At 39.2% G+C, this 17,940-nt stretch carries 12 protein-coding genes and 1 pseudogene; 5 read left to right on the forward strand and 8 right to left on the reverse strand.

Going from position 1 to position 17,940, the window contains the following annotated elements; genetic code table 11:
* Nucleotides 1-83: 83 nt before the first annotated feature.
* Together E2I05_RS17550 and E2I05_RS17555 are read right to left on the reverse strand one after the other, a co-directional pair.
* On the reverse strand, nucleotides 84-791 hold the full coding sequence (locus E2I05_RS17550; RefSeq protein ID WP_133309776.1) for a hypothetical protein: 708 nt from the start codon (nucleotides 789-791) through the stop codon (nucleotides 84-86).
* A gap of 684 nt (nucleotides 792-1,475) precedes the next feature.
* Nucleotides 1,476-2,765, reverse strand: a complete 1,290-nt coding sequence (locus E2I05_RS17555; protein ID WP_121852498.1) for an NCS2 family permease — start codon at nucleotides 2,763-2,765, stop codon at nucleotides 1,476-1,478.
* 1,294 nt (nucleotides 2,766-4,059) lie between these two features.
* Here E2I05_RS17555 and E2I05_RS17560 point away from each other — a divergent pair.
* The 5 genes from E2I05_RS17560 to E2I05_RS17580 all read left to right on the forward strand — a co-directional run bounded on the left by E2I05_RS17560 (nucleotide 4,060) and on the right by E2I05_RS17580 (nucleotide 9,393).
* Nucleotides 4,060-5,520, forward strand: coding sequence for an aminoacyl-histidine dipeptidase (locus tag E2I05_RS17560; protein WP_121852462.1), 1,461 nt, complete (start codon nucleotides 4,060-4,062; stop codon nucleotides 5,518-5,520).
* A 124-nt stretch (nucleotides 5,521-5,644) separates the two neighbouring features.
* Nucleotides 5,645-6,778, forward strand: a complete 1,134-nt coding sequence (locus E2I05_RS17565; protein ID WP_133309449.1) for an IS110 family RNA-guided transposase — start codon at nucleotides 5,645-5,647, stop codon at nucleotides 6,776-6,778.
* 1,086 nt (nucleotides 6,779-7,864) lie between these two features.
* The gene (locus E2I05_RS17570) at nucleotides 7,865-8,476 is read left to right on the forward strand and encodes a hypothetical protein (protein ID WP_121854780.1); all 612 of its coding nucleotides are present in this window, start codon (nucleotides 7,865-7,867) and stop codon (nucleotides 8,474-8,476) included.
* Between the two features lie 96 nt (nucleotides 8,477-8,572).
* Complete coding sequence (locus E2I05_RS17575; RefSeq protein ID WP_121854781.1) at nucleotides 8,573-8,899, forward strand: TM2 domain-containing protein; 327 nt, start codon at nucleotides 8,573-8,575, stop codon at nucleotides 8,897-8,899.
* A gap of 128 nt (nucleotides 8,900-9,027) precedes the next feature.
* Nucleotides 9,028-9,393 (forward strand): hypothetical protein, encoded by a 366-nt coding sequence (locus E2I05_RS17580; RefSeq protein ID WP_121854782.1) that lies wholly within the window; start codon nucleotides 9,028-9,030, stop codon nucleotides 9,391-9,393.
* A 288-nt stretch (nucleotides 9,394-9,681) separates the two neighbouring features.
* Here the strand turns inward: E2I05_RS17580 and dinB are convergent, their stop codons facing one another.
* From dinB to E2I05_RS17610, 6 genes and pseudogenes are all read right to left on the reverse strand, one after another.
* Nucleotides 9,682-10,761, reverse strand: a complete 1,080-nt coding sequence (gene dinB, locus E2I05_RS17585) for a DNA polymerase IV (protein ID WP_121854786.1) — start codon at nucleotides 10,759-10,761, stop codon at nucleotides 9,682-9,684.
* A 113-nt stretch (nucleotides 10,762-10,874) separates the two neighbouring features.
* Nucleotides 10,875-11,186: pseudogene (locus E2I05_RS23085) on the reverse strand (group II intron maturase-specific domain-containing protein); the annotation flags it as partial.
* 535 nt (nucleotides 11,187-11,721) lie between these two features.
* Nucleotides 11,722-11,970, reverse strand: a complete 249-nt coding sequence (locus tag E2I05_RS22385) for an IS66 family transposase (RefSeq protein WP_207805320.1) — start codon at nucleotides 11,968-11,970, stop codon at nucleotides 11,722-11,724.
* A gap of 198 nt (nucleotides 11,971-12,168) precedes the next feature.
* Nucleotides 12,169-12,399, reverse strand: coding sequence for a hypothetical protein (locus tag E2I05_RS22390; RefSeq protein ID WP_207805321.1), 231 nt, complete (start codon nucleotides 12,397-12,399; stop codon nucleotides 12,169-12,171).
* A gap of 128 nt (nucleotides 12,400-12,527) precedes the next feature.
* Entirely contained in the window at nucleotides 12,528-12,983 is a 456-nt protein-coding gene (locus E2I05_RS17600; RefSeq protein ID WP_121854783.1) for a hypothetical protein, read from the reverse strand.
* Between the two features lie 971 nt (nucleotides 12,984-13,954).
* Entirely contained in the window at nucleotides 13,955-17,725 is a 3,771-nt protein-coding gene (locus tag E2I05_RS17610) for a pentatricopeptide repeat-containing protein (RefSeq protein WP_121854784.1), read from the reverse strand.
* Nucleotides 17,726-17,940 lie beyond the last annotated feature (215 nt).

The following is a 17,940-nucleotide window of genomic DNA, read 5'->3' on the forward strand; positions in this document are numbered from 1 at the left end:
AAAAGGGTATTTGAATCGATTAACTTAAATTTAAGCGAGGTATTGAAGTTCAAGAACATACAGATATCTATTGTGTAAATCATTCACGCATTTGGTGTAATTGAAACATCGGCATCGGCATCAACACAACATAAGATACCATTTTGAATCAAAAAAACAGCGCGCCACTTTGATGCTATATACTGACAAGTCAATTCAGGGTTTTCTTCATAGAATGCTTCATTTACTTTGCTTTTATATTCAATGATAACTTTTAGCAATGAAGGAGTTATAAATTCAAAAATATGTGACTCTATTTCTTTAGAGTGAGAAGGATCAAATAATTCAAGTTTCAATTTATGCATGTCACCAAACACGCCTTGGTAACCTAAATAATAAGCAAAACCTATCCCTTCCATCTTCTCAAGAAATGCTAAAGCAAAGTCAATTTTTGTTTCTTCTGAAATTCCGTCATCGAATCGATAAGTATGACTTTTGTCTGAGCCAAATGCACTAGTAGAACGAGGTAAATCGGTTTCAAAACAACATTTAAGTTCTTCAAGCTCTTTTCGATGAACTGTAATTTTAACGAGTTGTTCGAGGCTTTGAGCATATTCATTTTGTGGCAGTGTCAAACAACAGAATTCATCATTAACATTAAAAGTCATGGTGCACTTATGATCAAAAGAGACTGAGAGCAATAGCCTATTTTTATAATGCTCAGGAACCATTTGTTTTAAAGCTTCAAATTTCTCTAATCGTAACGCTGGCGAATTTAATGTTGAGAATATATCTCTAATGGCTTCGATCACAAAATCCGTATCGAGAGAACGGCACCAAGATAGAATCGCCTCCCTCACTTTTTCTTGGTCACTCTTGATAACCAAATAATCTTCATGTTCGTATGATACAGAATTCAACGCTCTGACTGTAACACTGGACATGCGGCACACCATAATTAATTAAGAAAAATATAGCCTTATGATAGTGAGAAACATCACTGCTGACGATAAAAGGACAATGAAGATTTTTTCATGTTATTAATCCTAAACAAATCGGTTAAACGCACAATTTATACCAATTACAGTAAGTAAGTGCTCAACTCAGAGCTATGTATGTGCTCAAAGTGCAATCGAAATTGATGAAGGCATAGTTGTTACCGACAAACAAAACTGTCGTTATTACATTGCTACGTCAAGACAATTTTGAGAAGTATTCTGTATAAACCAAAGTAAGCACATACAAGCTCCCGAAGGGCAAGGCTAAAGGGTTCCATTACTGTGTTACAAGCACTTGAATTATCCTGACAAAAGCACTAAGTGCGTTGAACGTCAGCTTTGTATGGCGGCCGTAGGGAATATAGTACTTCGAGCTTGTGCCTTGTACTGAAACTCTTTAGCTCTTGCTGAGTGAGAGATTAATTACTGTAATTGGTATTATTTAGGTTAATCGTAAGCTCAGTTCAGCCATTGAGCTCACGGTTAATCAAGGTTCAATTAAGCATAAATAAATTTCAACAAAAACAATGCAGCAATTACCACTACGCCTAAGTTAAGGTCTTTAGCACGACCGCATGCGATTTTTATCAGTACGTAAGAAATAAAACCTAAAGCAATACCTGTTGCAATTGAAAAACTTAATGGCATCAATACGCAAACTACAACAACAGGTGCGGCTTCCGTTAAATCTTCCCATTCAACATGAGTTAACCCAGACATCATCAACATCGCGACGTAAAATAGAGCGCCAGCTGTTGCGAAAGCCGGTACCATTCCTGCCAGAGGAGCAAAAAAGACCGCCAGTAAAAACAATATTCCCACAACAACAGCGGTTAACCCTGTTCGACCACCAGCACTGACACCCGCGGTGCTTTCAATGTAACTCGTTGTCGTAGAAGTACCGAGTGCTGAGCCAGCTATCGTTGCAACACTATCAGCCGTTAGTGCTCGATTAAGCCTAGGCAGTTTCCCTTGATCATCAAGGAGTCCACCACGTTGAGAGACAGCAATTAACGTCCCTGACGTGTCGAATAAATCGACAAACAAAAATGCAAACACAACAGACAGCATACTGACTTCAAATACTGCAGATAAATTCATCTGCATAAAAGTAGGCATAATACTTGGTGGCATTGATACTATGCCTTGATATTGAACCTCACCAAACACGAGTCCTACTAGAGTTACAGTTAAAATACTAATGAATACGGCTGAGTTCATGCCTCGCTGTACAAGAGCAATGATCAGGAAAAAACCCACAGCTGACATAATGGCTGGAAAAGAGCCAATGTCTCCTAAAGTAACTAAAGTTGCAGGGCTCGCTACAATAATTCCAGCACTTTTTAAGCCTATTAAAGCAAGAAATAACCCAATACCCGCTGTAATTCCTAAACGAAGTCCAAGCGGAATTGAGTTAATAATCCACTCTCGAACTTTAAAAAGAGATAAGAATAAGAAGCACAGTCCTGACAGGAAAACCGCAGCTAATGCTGTTTGCCATGTGTAGCCCATTTCTCCCACCACTGTGTAGGTGAAAAAAGCATTTAACCCCATTCCTGGTGCCAATGCTATTGGGTAATTTGCATATAATCCCATGATCAAACAGCCTATGGCGGCTGCAATACAAGTGGCGACGAAAACTGCTCCGTGATCCATTCCCGCATCAGCGAGAATATTTGGGTTCAAAAAGATGATGTACGCCATCGTTAAAAAGGTTGTTATTCCAGCTACTATTTCAGTTTTAATAGTTGTGTGATGCTGTTTAAGCTTAAAAAGCTTTTCAATCATTGCAGCAATTCCTTGATAAATTATTTTATTACTTTTTCTGAGTGCATAAAGGTGTTTGATTCCCTGATGCATGAAGATAACTTTTTCAGGATATTTTTAGCGGCTCATTTTGCTCGAATAAGCGCTTTTATTTTATGAAAATTAAATTTCGCGGAAATCGTTAATCTTCAAATACAACGGGTATAGCTAAAACAACTATTCCGAATAGGGGGGAATTATACTGTCAGCCATCACGTCGGTATAGAAATATGTGATTAAACTCATAGTTTATTTTTTCAAACAACAAAGTTTGCTATATGAGCGAAAAAACAACTAAAAAAAATGAACAACTGAGTCCAGCGCAATAATTTTAATAATCACAGCCCTTTCTTGTGAGAAGTGAGACCGATGAGTATTTCTCACTGGCGTTATATATTGAGTTTAAACAAGCAGAAAAAGACAAAAAAAATGCCTACTCATTGAGTAGGCAAAGACATCTTGCAAGCGGCCTCTTTGAGGAAGCTATTCCGCCAAAAAGCAGAACAAACTTGGCGTAATCAGTAAGCTTTCTACCAACTACGCTACTCGAATCTGTAATGTTGCCAAAAAGGCAAACAAAGGGTGATGAATGATGATAACTAATTCGACATTATGTTTAACATAACGTCAGGGTCAGTTAACCCTTAAAAAGGTAAAGTGAACAACCCGCTGCGTGCAGCTTCAGCATTAAACCAAATGTTTTGCCAGTAAGTTGTTTCGTTTCCTGTATACATAATCATTACTCCTAACTAAGTTGTTTAAAAATACTCTAGTAAAGCTTGGCTCGGTTCCTTGGAACTAGAGGTTCTCATATCCTTGGAGACAACTTGTTACTCAATTCCGTGGAGTCTGGTTTCCTTCCTGGAAGAACTAGAGAAGATTCGAAATCTGTTCCGAATCGACATGAGTCATTATATATAAATGTAATTTTATTACAAGTATTTTATCAAAAAATATCATTTTCAGTATTTATGGTAATTTTAGAACAATAAATTAACTCATACTTATTGACATCCATCACATTAAATTCATAACAAAACCCAGAAAAAACCAATAACAGACTAATAAATATCAATTTAAAGTATTAATGTTCTTTAATTACATAATGAATTACAAAGGCATAATAAAAATAAGATATTGATCATGTTTTTATTTTCCCATGCTGTATATAGAGAGTGAATAACAAAGCAAGGGCTTTGTTTTCATAGCTGAAACTAATCAATTGCCGTAATATATTGAGTAATAAAAATCCCCAAACTGGTTTCAAGGAGCATTCGTGACAGCGCTAAATCAACTATACCCACAACCTTTATGGCAATGGTTCGAAACTATCTGCTCAATCCCCCACCCTTCAAAGCACGAGCAAGCACTAAGCCTTTACATTCAAAACTGGGCAAAGAAACAGGGATTACCAGTAGCTGAAGATGAAGTTGGTAACCTTATCATTCGTAAACCAGCCACCGCAGGAATGGAAGATCGTCAAGTGGTATGTATTCAAGCACATCTTGATATGGTGCCACAGAAGAATGCCGACAAAGACCATGACTTTGTAAAAGATCCCATTGAAGCTTATGTTGATGGCGACTGGGTAACAGCCAATGGTACTACGTTAGGAGCCGATAACGGTATTGGCATGTCATCTGCTTTAGCCGTATTAGCCGCAAATGACATCAAGCATGGTCCTCTAGAAGTACTGCTAACAATTGATGAAGAAGCAGGGATGACAGGTGCGTTTGGCCTTCAAGCAGGCGTTTTAGATGCTGAAATTCTCATCAACACTGACTCAGAGCAAGAAGGTGAAATCTATATGGGTTGTGCTGGCGGCGTGGACGCCGAAATCAGCGTACCTATGGTGTGGGAAGCCGCTGAAACCAGTCACAAAGCATATCAACTTGATATTTCAGGTTTGAAAGGTGGACACTCTGGTGTAAATATCCACATGGGACGCGGTAATGCCAACAAGCTGCTTGCTCGCTTTTTGTTTAGCCACAGTGATGAGCTTGCATTAGAGTTAACTTCATTCACTGGCGGCTCATTAAGAAATGCTATCCCTCGGGAAGCCAATATTGTCTTTACTTTACCTGCTGAAAAAGTAGAACTACTGAAGCAACGGCTGGATCAATTTGATGCGATTCTCTGCGCTGAACTGGCTGCTGCAGATCCTAGTGTTAAGCTAGAATTAAATGAGATTGCATTACCAAAGCAAGTCATGGCTGAAGATACTCAGGACACTTTTGTAGCATTATTAAATGCATGCCCTAACGGCGTTAGCCGCATGAGTGATGATGTTGAAGGCGTAGTTGAAACATCCTTAAATGTGGGTGTAATCAACACTGATAGTGAACATATTAGTATTTTATGTTTGATCCGTTCATTAATTGATTCTGGACGCAGTGAGGTAGAGGGGACTTTAACAGCCTTAGTGCAGTTGGCTGGAGCCGATGTCGAGTTCAGTGGTGCTTACCCCGGCTGGAAACCAGATAACAGTTCATCAGTCATGGCACTGGTAAATCAAACTTATCATGACATTTACAAAAAAGAGCCTGACATAATGGTAATCCATGCAGGACTAGAGTGTGGACTATTCAAGAAGCCATATCCAGATATGGACATGGTTTCAATTGGACCAACCATTCGATATCCACATGGACCTGACGAAAAAGTACTTATTGAGACCGTTGGCCAATATTGGGAATTGTTGTTAGCTGTGTTAGAACGTATTCCAGCGAAGTCTTAGAGTAGAATAAAGTCTACAATTACCCTTTCAGTTGTTAGTGCCAACAATCATCAGCTTGGTACTAGAAACTATGAAGGACAGTAACTCAACTACCCTTTAGTTACCACAACACAAGGGGAATATTATGAGCACCGTCCTTCAAGTAAAAGATAACGCAAAATTTGTTAATTTGTACATTGCTTTTGAACTTAGCAGTAAAACTTGGAAGCTTGGCTTTTCAAATGGTGAAAAAAAGAGAGTCAAAACGATTGATTCCCGAGACTGGAAAGCCCTACATCATGAAATAGCCTTAGCAAAAGAAAAGCTATTCTGCGTTGAAAACTGCAAAGTCATTAGCTGTTACGAAGCAGGTAGAGACGGATTCTGGATACACAGAGCGCTAATTAAAGACGGCATCGAAAATCATGTGATTGACTCAGCTAGTATTGAAGTCAGCCGAAAACAGAAGAAAGTCAAAACCGATAGAGTTGATGTGATTGCTTTGCTCCGTTTACTGATGCGTTATCACTCTGGAGAGCAAGAAGCTTTAAATATCATCAATGTTCCAAATGTAGAAGCTGAAGATAAGCGTCGAATTAACCGAGAGCGAGAACGATTAGTAAAAGAGCGTGGCAGTCACAGCGCACGAATTAAGTCACTTCTGTGTTTGCATGGTATCAGCGTGGAAAATATCTCTAAACTAAAAGGGAAAGTTAATCAACTTAAGACGGCGGTTCTCAATAAGCCTTTACCGACAGATTTAGTGACGGAAATAGAGCGAGAACTTGATAGGCATGAAATTGTCGACAAGCAAATTAAAGCAATTGAGAAATTACAAAAACAACGTGTTCTTGATGACTGTGATGACGCATCGCAAAAAATTAATCAGCTCATGCAGCTTAAAGGCGTAGGCTGGCAATCGAGCTGGGTATTAGTAACAGAGTTTTTCCATTGGCGAGAATTTAAAAACGCTAAACAAGTGGGAGCTTGTGCAGGAATGACACCAACGCCTTACGATAGTGGTGACAGTCAAAGAGAGCAAGGCATTTGCAAGTCAGGTAATCGACGAATACGAAAGATTATGGTTGAACTCAGTTGGTTTTGGTTACGGTATCAACCCAAATCAGAATTGAGTTTATGGTTCGAACAGCGTTTCGCTCATGGCAGTAAACGAATGAGACGCATCGGCATTGTTGCTATGGCACGTAAACTTCTTATCAAACTGTGGAAGTATTTAGAGCATGGAGAAGTGCCATCAGGTGCAACGATGTCACTTTAATCAAAATAACCAAGTAAAGAGTAAAATGTAGTAAAGCGTTGTTCGATGCTAACTGTACAGCCCCTTGATAAGCAAGGCTAAATCGTTTTTCTAGAAGAGTTAGTATCATTATTCAGGTTAGGCGTGATAATGCGCATGCAATTTAAGGTGACTGACTAAAGTCAGAACGGATAGAAGGTGGTTAGCCATTAAGCTGACACAACAAAACCTGAGCAACACTTTTAACCAGAGAAACTGAATGAAATAAATTAAAAACTGAAGGGCTTGACAAAGATGTCCTCATAGAAGGGGCTGTTTATCTTTCGTGATTATTTTTTCAGCGATAAATTGGTCGTTTTATACAAGACAGAGCTTGTGCGGTTTGGTATTCCAAATAAGCAAGCGATAACGCAGTAGAAATGACCAATTTACGCTGTCTTAGATGCTTTTGAGCGTTCACTGTTTCTGTGTTGTGACCAGCTCACTTAGATGGCTAAGCATCACTGCTCACGCCTTGAACAGATAAATGCTCAAATAGCACAAAATTTAATCCTAAAAGATCAACAGTCCCTAGGTTTAAAGTCTGTCATTCACTCTTTCTTCATGAACAAAATTTAATCCCCACCTCTATTCACTTAGCATCTAAATTCTTGAATAATAAATAATTAAATTAGTTAAGTCTCTTTTTGACGCAAATGCGTTAAGTTGTTTGAGATGACTATAAACCAATTACAGTAATTAATCTCTCACTCAGCAAGAGCGAAAGGGTATCAGCGCAAAGCACAAGCTCGAAATACTATATTCCCTACGACCGCCATACAAAGCTGGCATTCAACTCACTTAGTGCTTTTGTCGGGATAATTCAAGTGTTTGTAACGCAGTAATGGAACCTTTAGCCTTGCCCTTCGGGAGCTTGTATGTGCTCACTTTGGGTTATAAAGAATACTACTCAAAATTGTCTTGACGTAGCAATGTAATAACGACACCTGTGCATGTCGGTAACAACTATGCCTTAATCAATTTCGATAACACTTTGAGCACATACATAGCTCTGAGTTGAGCATTTAATTACTGTTATTGGTATAACTTCTATTAGGATTAATTTTTATGGCAAGTTCAGCACCTGAAACAACCTCTACATCAATGACGTTTTCCCCCTTCCCTCTTTTCTTAGAGCAAAGTGAAAATTCTGAGCAATTGCAGCATTTACAAGTGTGCCCAAATGTATCTTTTGGTGCTTTATCTGAACAATTATCATCTGTAGAAAAAGATTATTTTTACATATGTACTGAAATCGAATATCAAGAAGTGCATGCAATGTTTCATAATCAAACTCTCCAAACAGATAACCCTCTAAGCACTTTTCAAGGTAAATCCAAGTATCATGCGAAAGCTAAAAGTATTGGAACCTTCATAGCCCCATCAACAAATTATTTAAATGATAAGAGAGCAATAAAAGAAAACAAACTTTTCGGGCTTAGTGTCATTGCTGACATTCTAATGTTCAGAATAGGACAAAAAGAAACTGCTAAACGGTTTCAGAAATCGACTAAAAGTCACAGTAAACTTATCAATCAATTAAAAGAAGCATCCTTATGTGAATGTGGCATGATGAAAGAGCCTTTTGATAGCAGCTTAGCCGGAAATAACCTAACCGTTGCCCAAATTGAAGCATTATTAACAAACCAACCTGATATTCAATCGAGTAAATCAAGCTAATAAAAACCTTGAATACGATTTAATTTTAAACAAACAATGCTTTTTAAAAAAACTTAAGGTATTAATAGCATAAAGAAAAAATAGAAAGGACTTCAAATGAACTCAATCGTATTTTGTCGCTATTGTGGTGAACAAATTCTAAATACAGCTCCAAACTGCCAGCATTGTAAGTCAGAACAACACTTACCCAGTGCCTATGGTGGTGTCCCTAAAAAAAATGCTCAAGGTGTTTTCGCTTTTATTTATTGTTTATTACTTGGTGTCTTTGGTGTGCATCGTTTTGTATATGGCAAAACAGGCAGTGGCGTGTTAATGCTATTGACTTTAGGCGGCATAGGTATTTGGTGGCTCGCTGATTTAATTACGATTATTGCAGGAAAGTTTGAAGATGCTGATGGTAATACCTTAAGCCCTATTTTTTAAATATATCCCAAAGAACATTGATTCTTTTTTGGCCTAATAAAGTATAAAAAAGACTAAACAATAGCCTTTTTAGCACTCAAAAAGTGCTATTGTTCGAGTCCTAGTGACCCCTCCATTGGCTCAAGTATATGGCTGTATCCACAAACACATTAATTCAACTTACTGATCTTTATAATTGGACTAAAAGTGAAGACAACTTAGAAAAGCTATCAAAAGATGATTTTAAGATCATTAAAAGCTCAGTCAAAATCGATCAAGGGTGGCATCAGCTTGAAATAAAAACTCGACACACCGATTATGCAATATATAAGTTTGATCTAAAAAAATATCAAATTAAGCATGTCACTAATCCTCGAAGAAGTAATGGAAGTGAATTTAAAGTACAACACATTAAAACCTGGGAACAAGCGTTAGCCAAGATTGGATTACGTGGACACTTATCAAGAAGATTAGAATCTCAACTCAATGAGACACACAACTCAAGTAATGAATAACCCTCAAAACACTTGAACTTTTCTAGAGGTATTATACCCTTGTTACCTGAAGATACATGATTTCAGAACCTGTGAATTTTTAGTTGCTTGATGAAAAATATACCGTGCTCATCACTCCAGCGAAGTCTGGAAACGAAGTAACGGCAGTTATATGTCGGCCTTTCTCTTTTCAGAAAAAGTCACTGGATACCAGCCTACGCTGTTATAACAAACACAGGTCGCACTGATCAGTTCGCCCAAAGGGGCGGTGAATTAAACCCAAAGAGATTAAAGGCGTCATCCGAGAACTCAACCAAGCTCTAGTGCCAATTGAGTTTGTTGGTTTTCAGCTTCAATGTTTGAAGCGCCGTCAGATTTTAAACCTATAGCAACTCCAATTAATCGAATGCCACGGCCTTCTCCTCTTTCGAACGCTTGTTCGAGTAAACTCTCAAATAACTTAACCGATACTTCATCACATTTTTGTTCAATTGTTGTTTGAACAAAATCGGCAAACTTTAATTTAACCACTTGCTTTTGAACTTGTCTTTCATTCGCTGCGTGCTGCATTCGAGCTGAAAGCTCTTGCATTAAACCAGTAAGCACTTGCTTACACTGCACTAGTTGATAGATATCACGTGATAATGTTGTTTCTACTCCAACAGATTTTCGTTGTCGATGAGATTCGATGCAACGAGGGTCACGGCCAAAACTTCTCTCAATCAAAATTTGACCGAATTTTCCAAACCGCTTCACCAGTTTTACATGATCAGATTGCTGAACATCTTGGCATGTTTTTAATCCGTATTCTGCAAGTTTTTCCTCAGTAACTTTACCTACTCCCGGAATTTTACGTAGCGACAAAGTTTGTACAAAACTTGCAACCTGCACAGGCGTAATAACAAACTGACCATTGGGTTTATTAAGATCGGAAGCTATTTTTGCAAGAAACTTCACAGGCGCGATTCCAGCAGAAGCTGTTAGCCCTGTTTCATTAAAAATATCTTGTCGAATGGCTGCTGCAATTAATGTCGCAGATCCTTTATATTGTTCGCAGCCAGTAACATCTAGGTAAGCTTCATCTAACGACAGAGGCTCAATTAACTCGGTATACCTTTGAAAAACTTGCCTAATTTTACTGGATACATCTTTATAAACTTGCATCCGTCCAGAAACAAGAATTAAATTTGGGCACAGTTTAAGCGCTTGTTGTGTGGGCATTGCTGAACGAACACCGAATGCTCTTGCCTCGTAATTACATGTGCTGATCACTCCTCGGCGATCACGATTGCCGCCTACAGCTAACGGCTTTCCTAAGTATTCAGGAACATCTCTCATTTCAACAGCGGCGTAGAAACAGTCCATATCTATGTGAATGATCTTGCGCAAGCTTAAACCCAACAAATAAGTTCTAAAACCAAAGATACTGTATAAACTAACAGTACTCAAGTTTATTTGAGGTTGCACCTTCAAGTAGAGTAGGCTACTGGCTTCGCTATCACTTATCCAGCAGCCCCTCTTCGATTCCGTGCATGAAGTTTTCCCTCACACGGCTCTGTTGTTACACTTCTCTCAGCTCCTTCATTTTGCTTATCATCTTGTCGTGGTAAATACTCAAGACCTGCTTGGCGTAATTTTTCGTAAGCACCTCGTGATAGATACTTGCTCAGACGTTGACTTAAGCGGCGATGCCATCGATAGAATCGGTTTACTACAAATCCATTTATTCTGAAAAATATCGCTCTGGGATAACCTATCCCACCAAAATAGTGTTTCCACCCTCTCTGAACTTGATTTACTTTATTTATCAGTACACCAAGCGTATTTGAGGTAACTACTCAATAAGTTGTGGTAGTTCGAGCCCCTTGCAGCACCAAGTCTCCCAGTAAAGGGATGGTATTTTTAAGAGAAAGCCTGTCATTTAAAAACGCCCAAAATGACAAGTTTTGTTTTTGGGGGCTCAGCCTAAATAATGTGAAGATATAAGGAGAAAGTTCCGTTGTTTTAAAAAGTTAGGAACATGTAAAGGTAATATGTCCATTTAGTTCTTTCTAAATGATGTTAGCTAAAATTTCAAATTCAAAAAATGCCAGATTTTGTTGTTTTAACCGAAATGGCGACTAAGGGACGTGGCGGAAGAATGTATACCAATTTTATCGTCACTCCTGCGAACGCAGGAGTCCAGAGTCTTTGGTTAATTTGGGCACAAGTCGCTGGATACCTGCGTTCGCAGGTATGACAAATTAAGCGTTGAAATTTAAATTGGTATTATTTGAACTGCGACATCCCTAAGTAGTTTTAAAAGTGAAAGCCATTTACAGGTATTTTTATTTGTTCGCTTACAGAAAATCAATAAGTTAAAAAACTAACATCAATTAGGCTGAACACTCGTTTTTGGCAGGTTTTGCGCAAACTCCAAAAGGTGTCTCGACATTGGCGTCCTAAATCACTTCTTGTTCCACCACTTACTTTTCGCCTTTTGACATGTTCTCGCAAATCGTTTTCACTGCCGTTGGTATGTATCTGAATTTCAGGCCGTTCCAGCACTCGAAGTAGAGACGATTTATGTTTGTGTAGTCGTTTTAGTTGTTGATTCAAGGTTTGATAGCTGGTCTTTTACGTAAAAATATCATCAAACCTTCTAGAGAGTTGTTCTGCTTTTTTGCCACAAGGCTGAACTTTATAACATTTAAGCTCACGGTAAAAATCCCAAATCTCATTTCTCACTTTTTTGATATCGCTCCGATGCTCAGGGCAAAGTGGAATTAGGTTGTGAATGAGCCTTTCTGCATGAACCTAGCACAACGCATGAATGAGTACTTTAAATTGTCCTGCACCATCACTGACAACAACCAAGGATTCGATAGGTTGCACTTCAAGAGCCTGAGCAAATAAAAAATTGACATGGATGATTGGCAAAACTTTTCCGCTGTGCAATGGGTAATTTTTTTGTTTCATCCTAAAATCATCAGTTGAACGCTGAGTATATGAGTAACTGTTTGAGCAATATGATGATTTTATCATCATGGCTTTCACCCAATGAGTGAAGTGCTCTACGCTCACAAGCTTGCTAAAATGACTGCTATCTGCGTTGTAACTTTTGCAAGTAGAATAACTACTTGCTGCAAGCTACGCCTTACTATCAGCCGTTTTTTCTACGCTTGAGAACGCAGTAAACTGATGTTTCTAGGTTGATGAAAATCATCATATTTTTCTGATAACAAACGGTTAAGTTGGTCTGCTGAAATATCAACGCCCCATTCACTGAGTTGCTCAAGCAGTAGTGACTGAGTCACTTGGCAATGATGGTGTTGATACAGCACATAAGTTCTTAATGTTGTACCAAAGTGCGAGCCTTTGAGCTCTGCAGGGAGTTGAGCTGACACTATAGAGCCATCCGCAAGGCGATAGCGAGCCATTTTGTAACAAGTGTTGATGTTGTTAATTTCGATGTTTTGAACAACAAATGTTTTATAGCCGATGAATTGAGCGTTTGATGAAATATGAGCTTCAGGCTCTATGACTTTTTCATTAATGAATTTGTAGGTTAGCCGTTTTACTGCGCTTTCCTTTTCGCTTGCTAGACTTCCCTTTGTTAGAGTCGTTTTCATCGTTATCAGGGTCAGTATTATCGTCCATACCACTGGGTTTAAACTTGGGTTTCTTTTTCTGATTTTTAAGCTCTTTGATTTCATCTTCTAAAATTTGAACACGCTCAGAAAGCTCTACAATAGTTTGTTGTAGAGTTTCGACAGCAGGACGACATTCAGGGCAACTGAATCAGATAAATCAGGAATTTTTAGCTTCAAAATCAAGTGAAAGAATTAAACTTGATGAAAGTATGAAGCCTTAAAATAAGCAGTCAAATTGATCGCACGATCGTTACAAAGTCTTACAAATTGTCGGCTTACCACAATTTATTAAGTAATTACACACAAACTATGTAACTAATTGAATTTAAATTACTTACTCAATCATCCCCTGAAAAACAAGAATCCAGTGACTTTGTAAATTTTAAAAAAATTTTGTGCCGTTAATTAATAAATAAATAAATAAATAAATAAATAAATAAATAAATAAATAAATAAATAAATAAATAAATAAATAAATAAATAAATAAATAAATAAATAAATAAAACAGCCAAAAATGACACTGGATACCCGACTAAAACATTCGGGCATGACGTGAGGCTATAGGTAAGATTTGTGATTCCTGTGGTGTTTCTGTCCCAAAACCATTTAGAACATTAAAACAAAAATGCATTTAACATTATAATATTGTCATTGTTCTATGATGTTCATTTTATGATGCGATCATACTAAAAAGTGTGCTCGCTAGTATCAAGTTAATCCTAAATATATCAGTTGAACGCACAATTTAACTTTAATCTATTTAAGTTAAATACAAGTTTAAACAACCCGGACTCACCCATCAGGTGAGTGCTAAACATTCATATACTTGCCAAAATCACCGCTAGCTGCGTTATAAACTTTGCAAGTAGAACCACTTCTTGCAGCTATTCATGCCTTGCTATCAATAATTTTTCTGCATATATGAACGCTCCCAACCGATTTATTTAGGTTAATGGGTAGACTCGCTCAATACTATCATTCCTGAGTTGAATTCATCCTCGATAAACTCAAGTCCAAATTCATCTTTGAGAAAACTTATCATTCCATTTTTTAAAATATTATTGCCATGGTATCCAGTTATGATCGATGTTATGTTGGGTTCATTGTTTTGTTTGTGGTAACAAAATAATAGTTTTGCGAAAGCTAATGGAACACCTCGAATATGAGTACCATTGCCTGAATGTCCTTCAAAGATTTTATCCATATGCAAATCGATACAATGATTCATTAAGCCAACATTTTTTTTATATACTTCTTGTGCTATCCCTTTATCAATCATGATTGCGAAATTATCTTTTTCAAGCGAAGCAAGTTGAGCATGTACTTGTGAAAGAGTAATCATGTTATATTTGTTCATTATTTTTTCTAAATACCATATTCCAGTTTCAAATTCCTTAGCCTTAATACATACTTTAATAAAGGCATTGTAAATGGCAACATCAGGCTTGATGCCCCATTGTTGCATTAAGCTGGCTGTAGCTGTATCGTCATCGCCCAACACTAATGTCTTGGCTTCTGCATAACGCCCCGCTTCAGCGCAGGCCGTCAGCAAATTAATGCAGGTGATTGAATCTGCTTTTAGTGGTAGGTGAGGTGCCATCACGAGCTTATCACCGCACACCAGTTGCCAAGCACTATCAAACTGGCCAGTTTTAGCGCATACCGTGATAAAAGCATTGTAAATGGCAACATTAGGTTTGATGCCCCATTGTTGCATTAAGCTGGCTGTATCGCCATCGCCCAACACCAATGATTTGGCTTCGGCATAACGCTCCGCTTCAGCGCAGGCTGTAAGCAAACTAAGGCAGGTGATTGAATCTGCCTTTAGTGCTAGATGAGGTGCCATCACAGGCTTACCACCACACACCAGTTGCCAAGCACTATCAAACTGGCCAGTTTTAGCGCATACCGTGATAAAGGCGCTGTAAACAGCAACATTAGGCTTTATGCCCCATTGTTGCATTAAGCTGGCTGTAGCTGTATCGTCATCGCCCAACACCAATGACCTAGCTTCTGCATAATGCCCCGTTCCAGCGCAGGCAGCCAGCAAATTCAGGCAGGTGATTTTATTGGCCTTTAATGACAAGTGAGGTGCCATCACGGGCTTATCACCACACACCAGTCGCCAAGCACTATCGAACTGGCCAGTTTTAGCGCATACCGTGATAAAGGCGCTGTAAATGACAACATCAGGCTCGATGCCCCATTGCTGCATTAAGCTGGCTGTAGCTGTATCGCCATCGCCCAACACCAATGATTTAGCTTCTGCATAACGCCCCGCTTCAGCGCAAGCCGTCAGCAATTTAAGGCAGGTGATTTGACAGGCTTTTAATGACAAATGAGGTGCCATCACGGGCTTATCACCACACACCAGTTGCCAAGCACTATTAAAGTGGCAAGTTTTAGCGCATACCGTGATAAAGGCATTGTAAATGACAACATGGGGCTTGATGCCCCATTGTTTCATTAAACTGTCTGTAGCTGCATCGCCCAACACCAATGATTTGGCTTCTGCATAACGCCCCGTTTCAGCGCAGGCCGTTAGCAAATTCGTGCAGGTGATTGAATCTACCTTTAGTGGTAGATGAGGTGCCATCACGGGCTTATCACCACACACCAGTTGCCAAGCACTATCAAACTGGCCCGTTTTAGCGCATACCGTGATAAAGGCGCTGTAAATGGCAACATCAGGCTTGATTCCCCACTGCTGCATTAAGCTGGCTGTAGCTGTATCGCCATCGGCATCGCCCAACACCAATGATTTGGCTTCGGCATAACGCCCCGTTTCAGCGCAGGCAGCCAGCAAATTCATGCAGGTGATTGAATCTGCCTTTAATGACCAATGAGGTGCCATCACTGGCCTATCACCACACACCAGTTGCCAAGCACTATCAAACTGGCCAGTTTTAGCGCATACCGTGATAAAGGCACTGTAAATGGCAACATTAGGTTTGATGTCCCATTGTTGCATTAAGCTGGCTGTAGCTGTATCGCCCAACACTAATGATTTGGCTTCAGCATAACGCCCCGCTTCAGCGCAGGCCGTCAGCAAATTCGTGCAGGTGATTTGATTGGCTTTTAACGGTAAATGAGGTGCCATCACAGGCTGTTCACCACACACTAGTTGCCAAGCACTATCAAACTGGCTAGTTTTAGCGCATACCGTGATAAAAGCACTGTAAATGGCAACATCAGGCTTGATGCTCCACTGCTGCATTAAGCTGGCTGTAACTGTAGTTGTATCACCCAGCACCAATGATTTGGCTTCTGTAAAACGCTCCATTTCAGCGCAAGCGTTCAGCAAATTTATGCAAGTGATTGAATTTGCCTTTAGCTGCAGATGAGGTGCCATCACGGGCTTATCACCACACACCAGTTGCCAAGCACTATCAAACTGGCCAGTTTTAACGCATACCGTGATAAAGGCATTGTAAATGGCAACATCAGGCTTGATGCCCCATAGTTTCATTAAGCTGGCTGCATCTGTATCGCCATCGCCCAGCACCAATGATTTGGCTTCTGCATAACGTCCCGCTTCAGCGCAGGCCGTCAGCAAATTCGTGCAGGTGATTTGATTGGCTTTTAATGGCAAATGAGATGCCATCACGGGCTTGTTACCACACACCAGTCGCCAAGCACTATCAAACTGGCCAGTTTTAGCGCATACCGTGATAAAGGCGCTGTAAACTGCAACATCAGGCTTGATGCCCCATTGTTGCATTAAGCTGGCTGTATCTGTATCGCCATCGCCCAACACCAATGATTTGGCTTCGGCATAACGCTCCATTTCAGCGCAGGCCGTCAGCAAATTCGTGCAGGTGATTTGATTGGCTTTTAATCGTAAATGAGGTGCCATCACGGGCTTATCACCACACACCAGTCGCCAAGCACTACCAAACTGGCCAGTTTTAGCACATACCGTGATAAAAGCATTGTAAATGGCAACATCGGGCTTGATGCCCCATTGTTGCATTACGCTGGTTTTAGCTGCATTGCCTAGTAGTAATCTTTTGGCATCTGAAAAATTTAAATTTAACTTAATTATTTTCAGTAATAGTGTGCATGTTTTCGCTTCATAGGACGATTTAAATCGTATTATGTCACTAAAAATGCCGTCGAAACTAGATGAATGGTTGTCAGGAAACTCGGCTGCTTTGTGTAACATTTTATGGATTAATCTTATATCCCATGATGTTTCCATGGTCTGTTTGTCGTTTTTTAGGCTGTGAATGATTTCAATAAGCTGTGAAAGTTTAGCGCAACCACCAATTAATGCATTTAACTCAATACCCAGTTGATTTTTGCTTTTCTGTTTAAGTTTCCAAGAGTGAATAAGCCCACTGGTCTGAGTAAAAAAGGAATTACTGGAGGAAGATGGTTGCTGTATTCTCTTGGTATATCGAGTGCTCGATTTTGGAGTAATGGAGCGGGGCTCAGTTGCAAAACGTCGGCAAACATTACTTGGCTTCTTACAATAATAAGTTTCTCGTGTGTGAGAGTTAGATCGAGTCGACGATGATTTATTGCTGAAAAAATCATACAGATTTTGTCTATTGGTTTTGCTTAATAGTTGATAACACTGTTGTAAGTATTCATCACCATCAAACTTTGAAACCTCAAAGTTCAGATAAGATACGGCTTCGCTTGGGTATTCTTGGAGACTTTCAAGCATGAATTTATATATTGATTGTTGCTCAGCAGGAGTGCGCACTGTCGCCATCACATTACTCAATAAGTGAGTGAATTAACAAGCTAAGGAATAACGCACTGAAATGATAAATACAAAAATATTCAGCTTTAAGGCATTCTATAAATGTATAACAGAAAATTATCCACCGCACAGGGGAGCCGTTTCGTAGCTCATAGCTGTATCTCAGACTCAAAAATAATGAAGTTGTATCTCATACTCAAGTAAAAAATAATGAAATCGAACGT

The sequence above is a fragment of the Parashewanella spongiae genome (assembly GCF_004358345.1).
GTDB lineage: Bacteria > Pseudomonadota > Gammaproteobacteria > Enterobacterales > Shewanellaceae > Parashewanella > Parashewanella spongiae.

Coding starts and splice junctions, on each gene's coding strand:
- E2I05_RS17610 (WP_121854784.1), bottom strand. CDS start 17,725: ATGGCGACAGTGCGCACTCCTGCTGAGCAACAATCAATATATAAATTC.
- E2I05_RS17600 (WP_121854783.1), bottom strand. CDS start 12,983: ATGAAAACGACTCTAACAAAGGGAAGTCTAGCAAGCGAAAAGGAAAGC.
- E2I05_RS22390 (WP_207805321.1), bottom strand. CDS start 12,399: ATGATGATAAAATCATCATATTGCTCAAACAGTTACTCATATACTCAG.
- E2I05_RS17555 (WP_121852498.1), bottom strand. CDS start 2,765: ATGATTGAAAAGCTTTTTAAGCTTAAACAGCATCACACAACTATTAAA.
- E2I05_RS17575 (WP_121854781.1), top strand. CDS start 8,573: ATGAACTCAATCGTATTTTGTCGCTATTGTGGTGAACAAATTCTAAAT.
- E2I05_RS17580 (WP_121854782.1), top strand. CDS start 9,028: ATGGCTGTATCCACAAACACATTAATTCAACTTACTGATCTTTATAAT.
- E2I05_RS17570 (WP_121854780.1), top strand. CDS start 7,865: ATGGCAAGTTCAGCACCTGAAACAACCTCTACATCAATGACGTTTTCC.
- E2I05_RS17565 (WP_133309449.1), top strand. CDS start 5,645: ATGAGCACCGTCCTTCAAGTAAAAGATAACGCAAAATTTGTTAATTTG.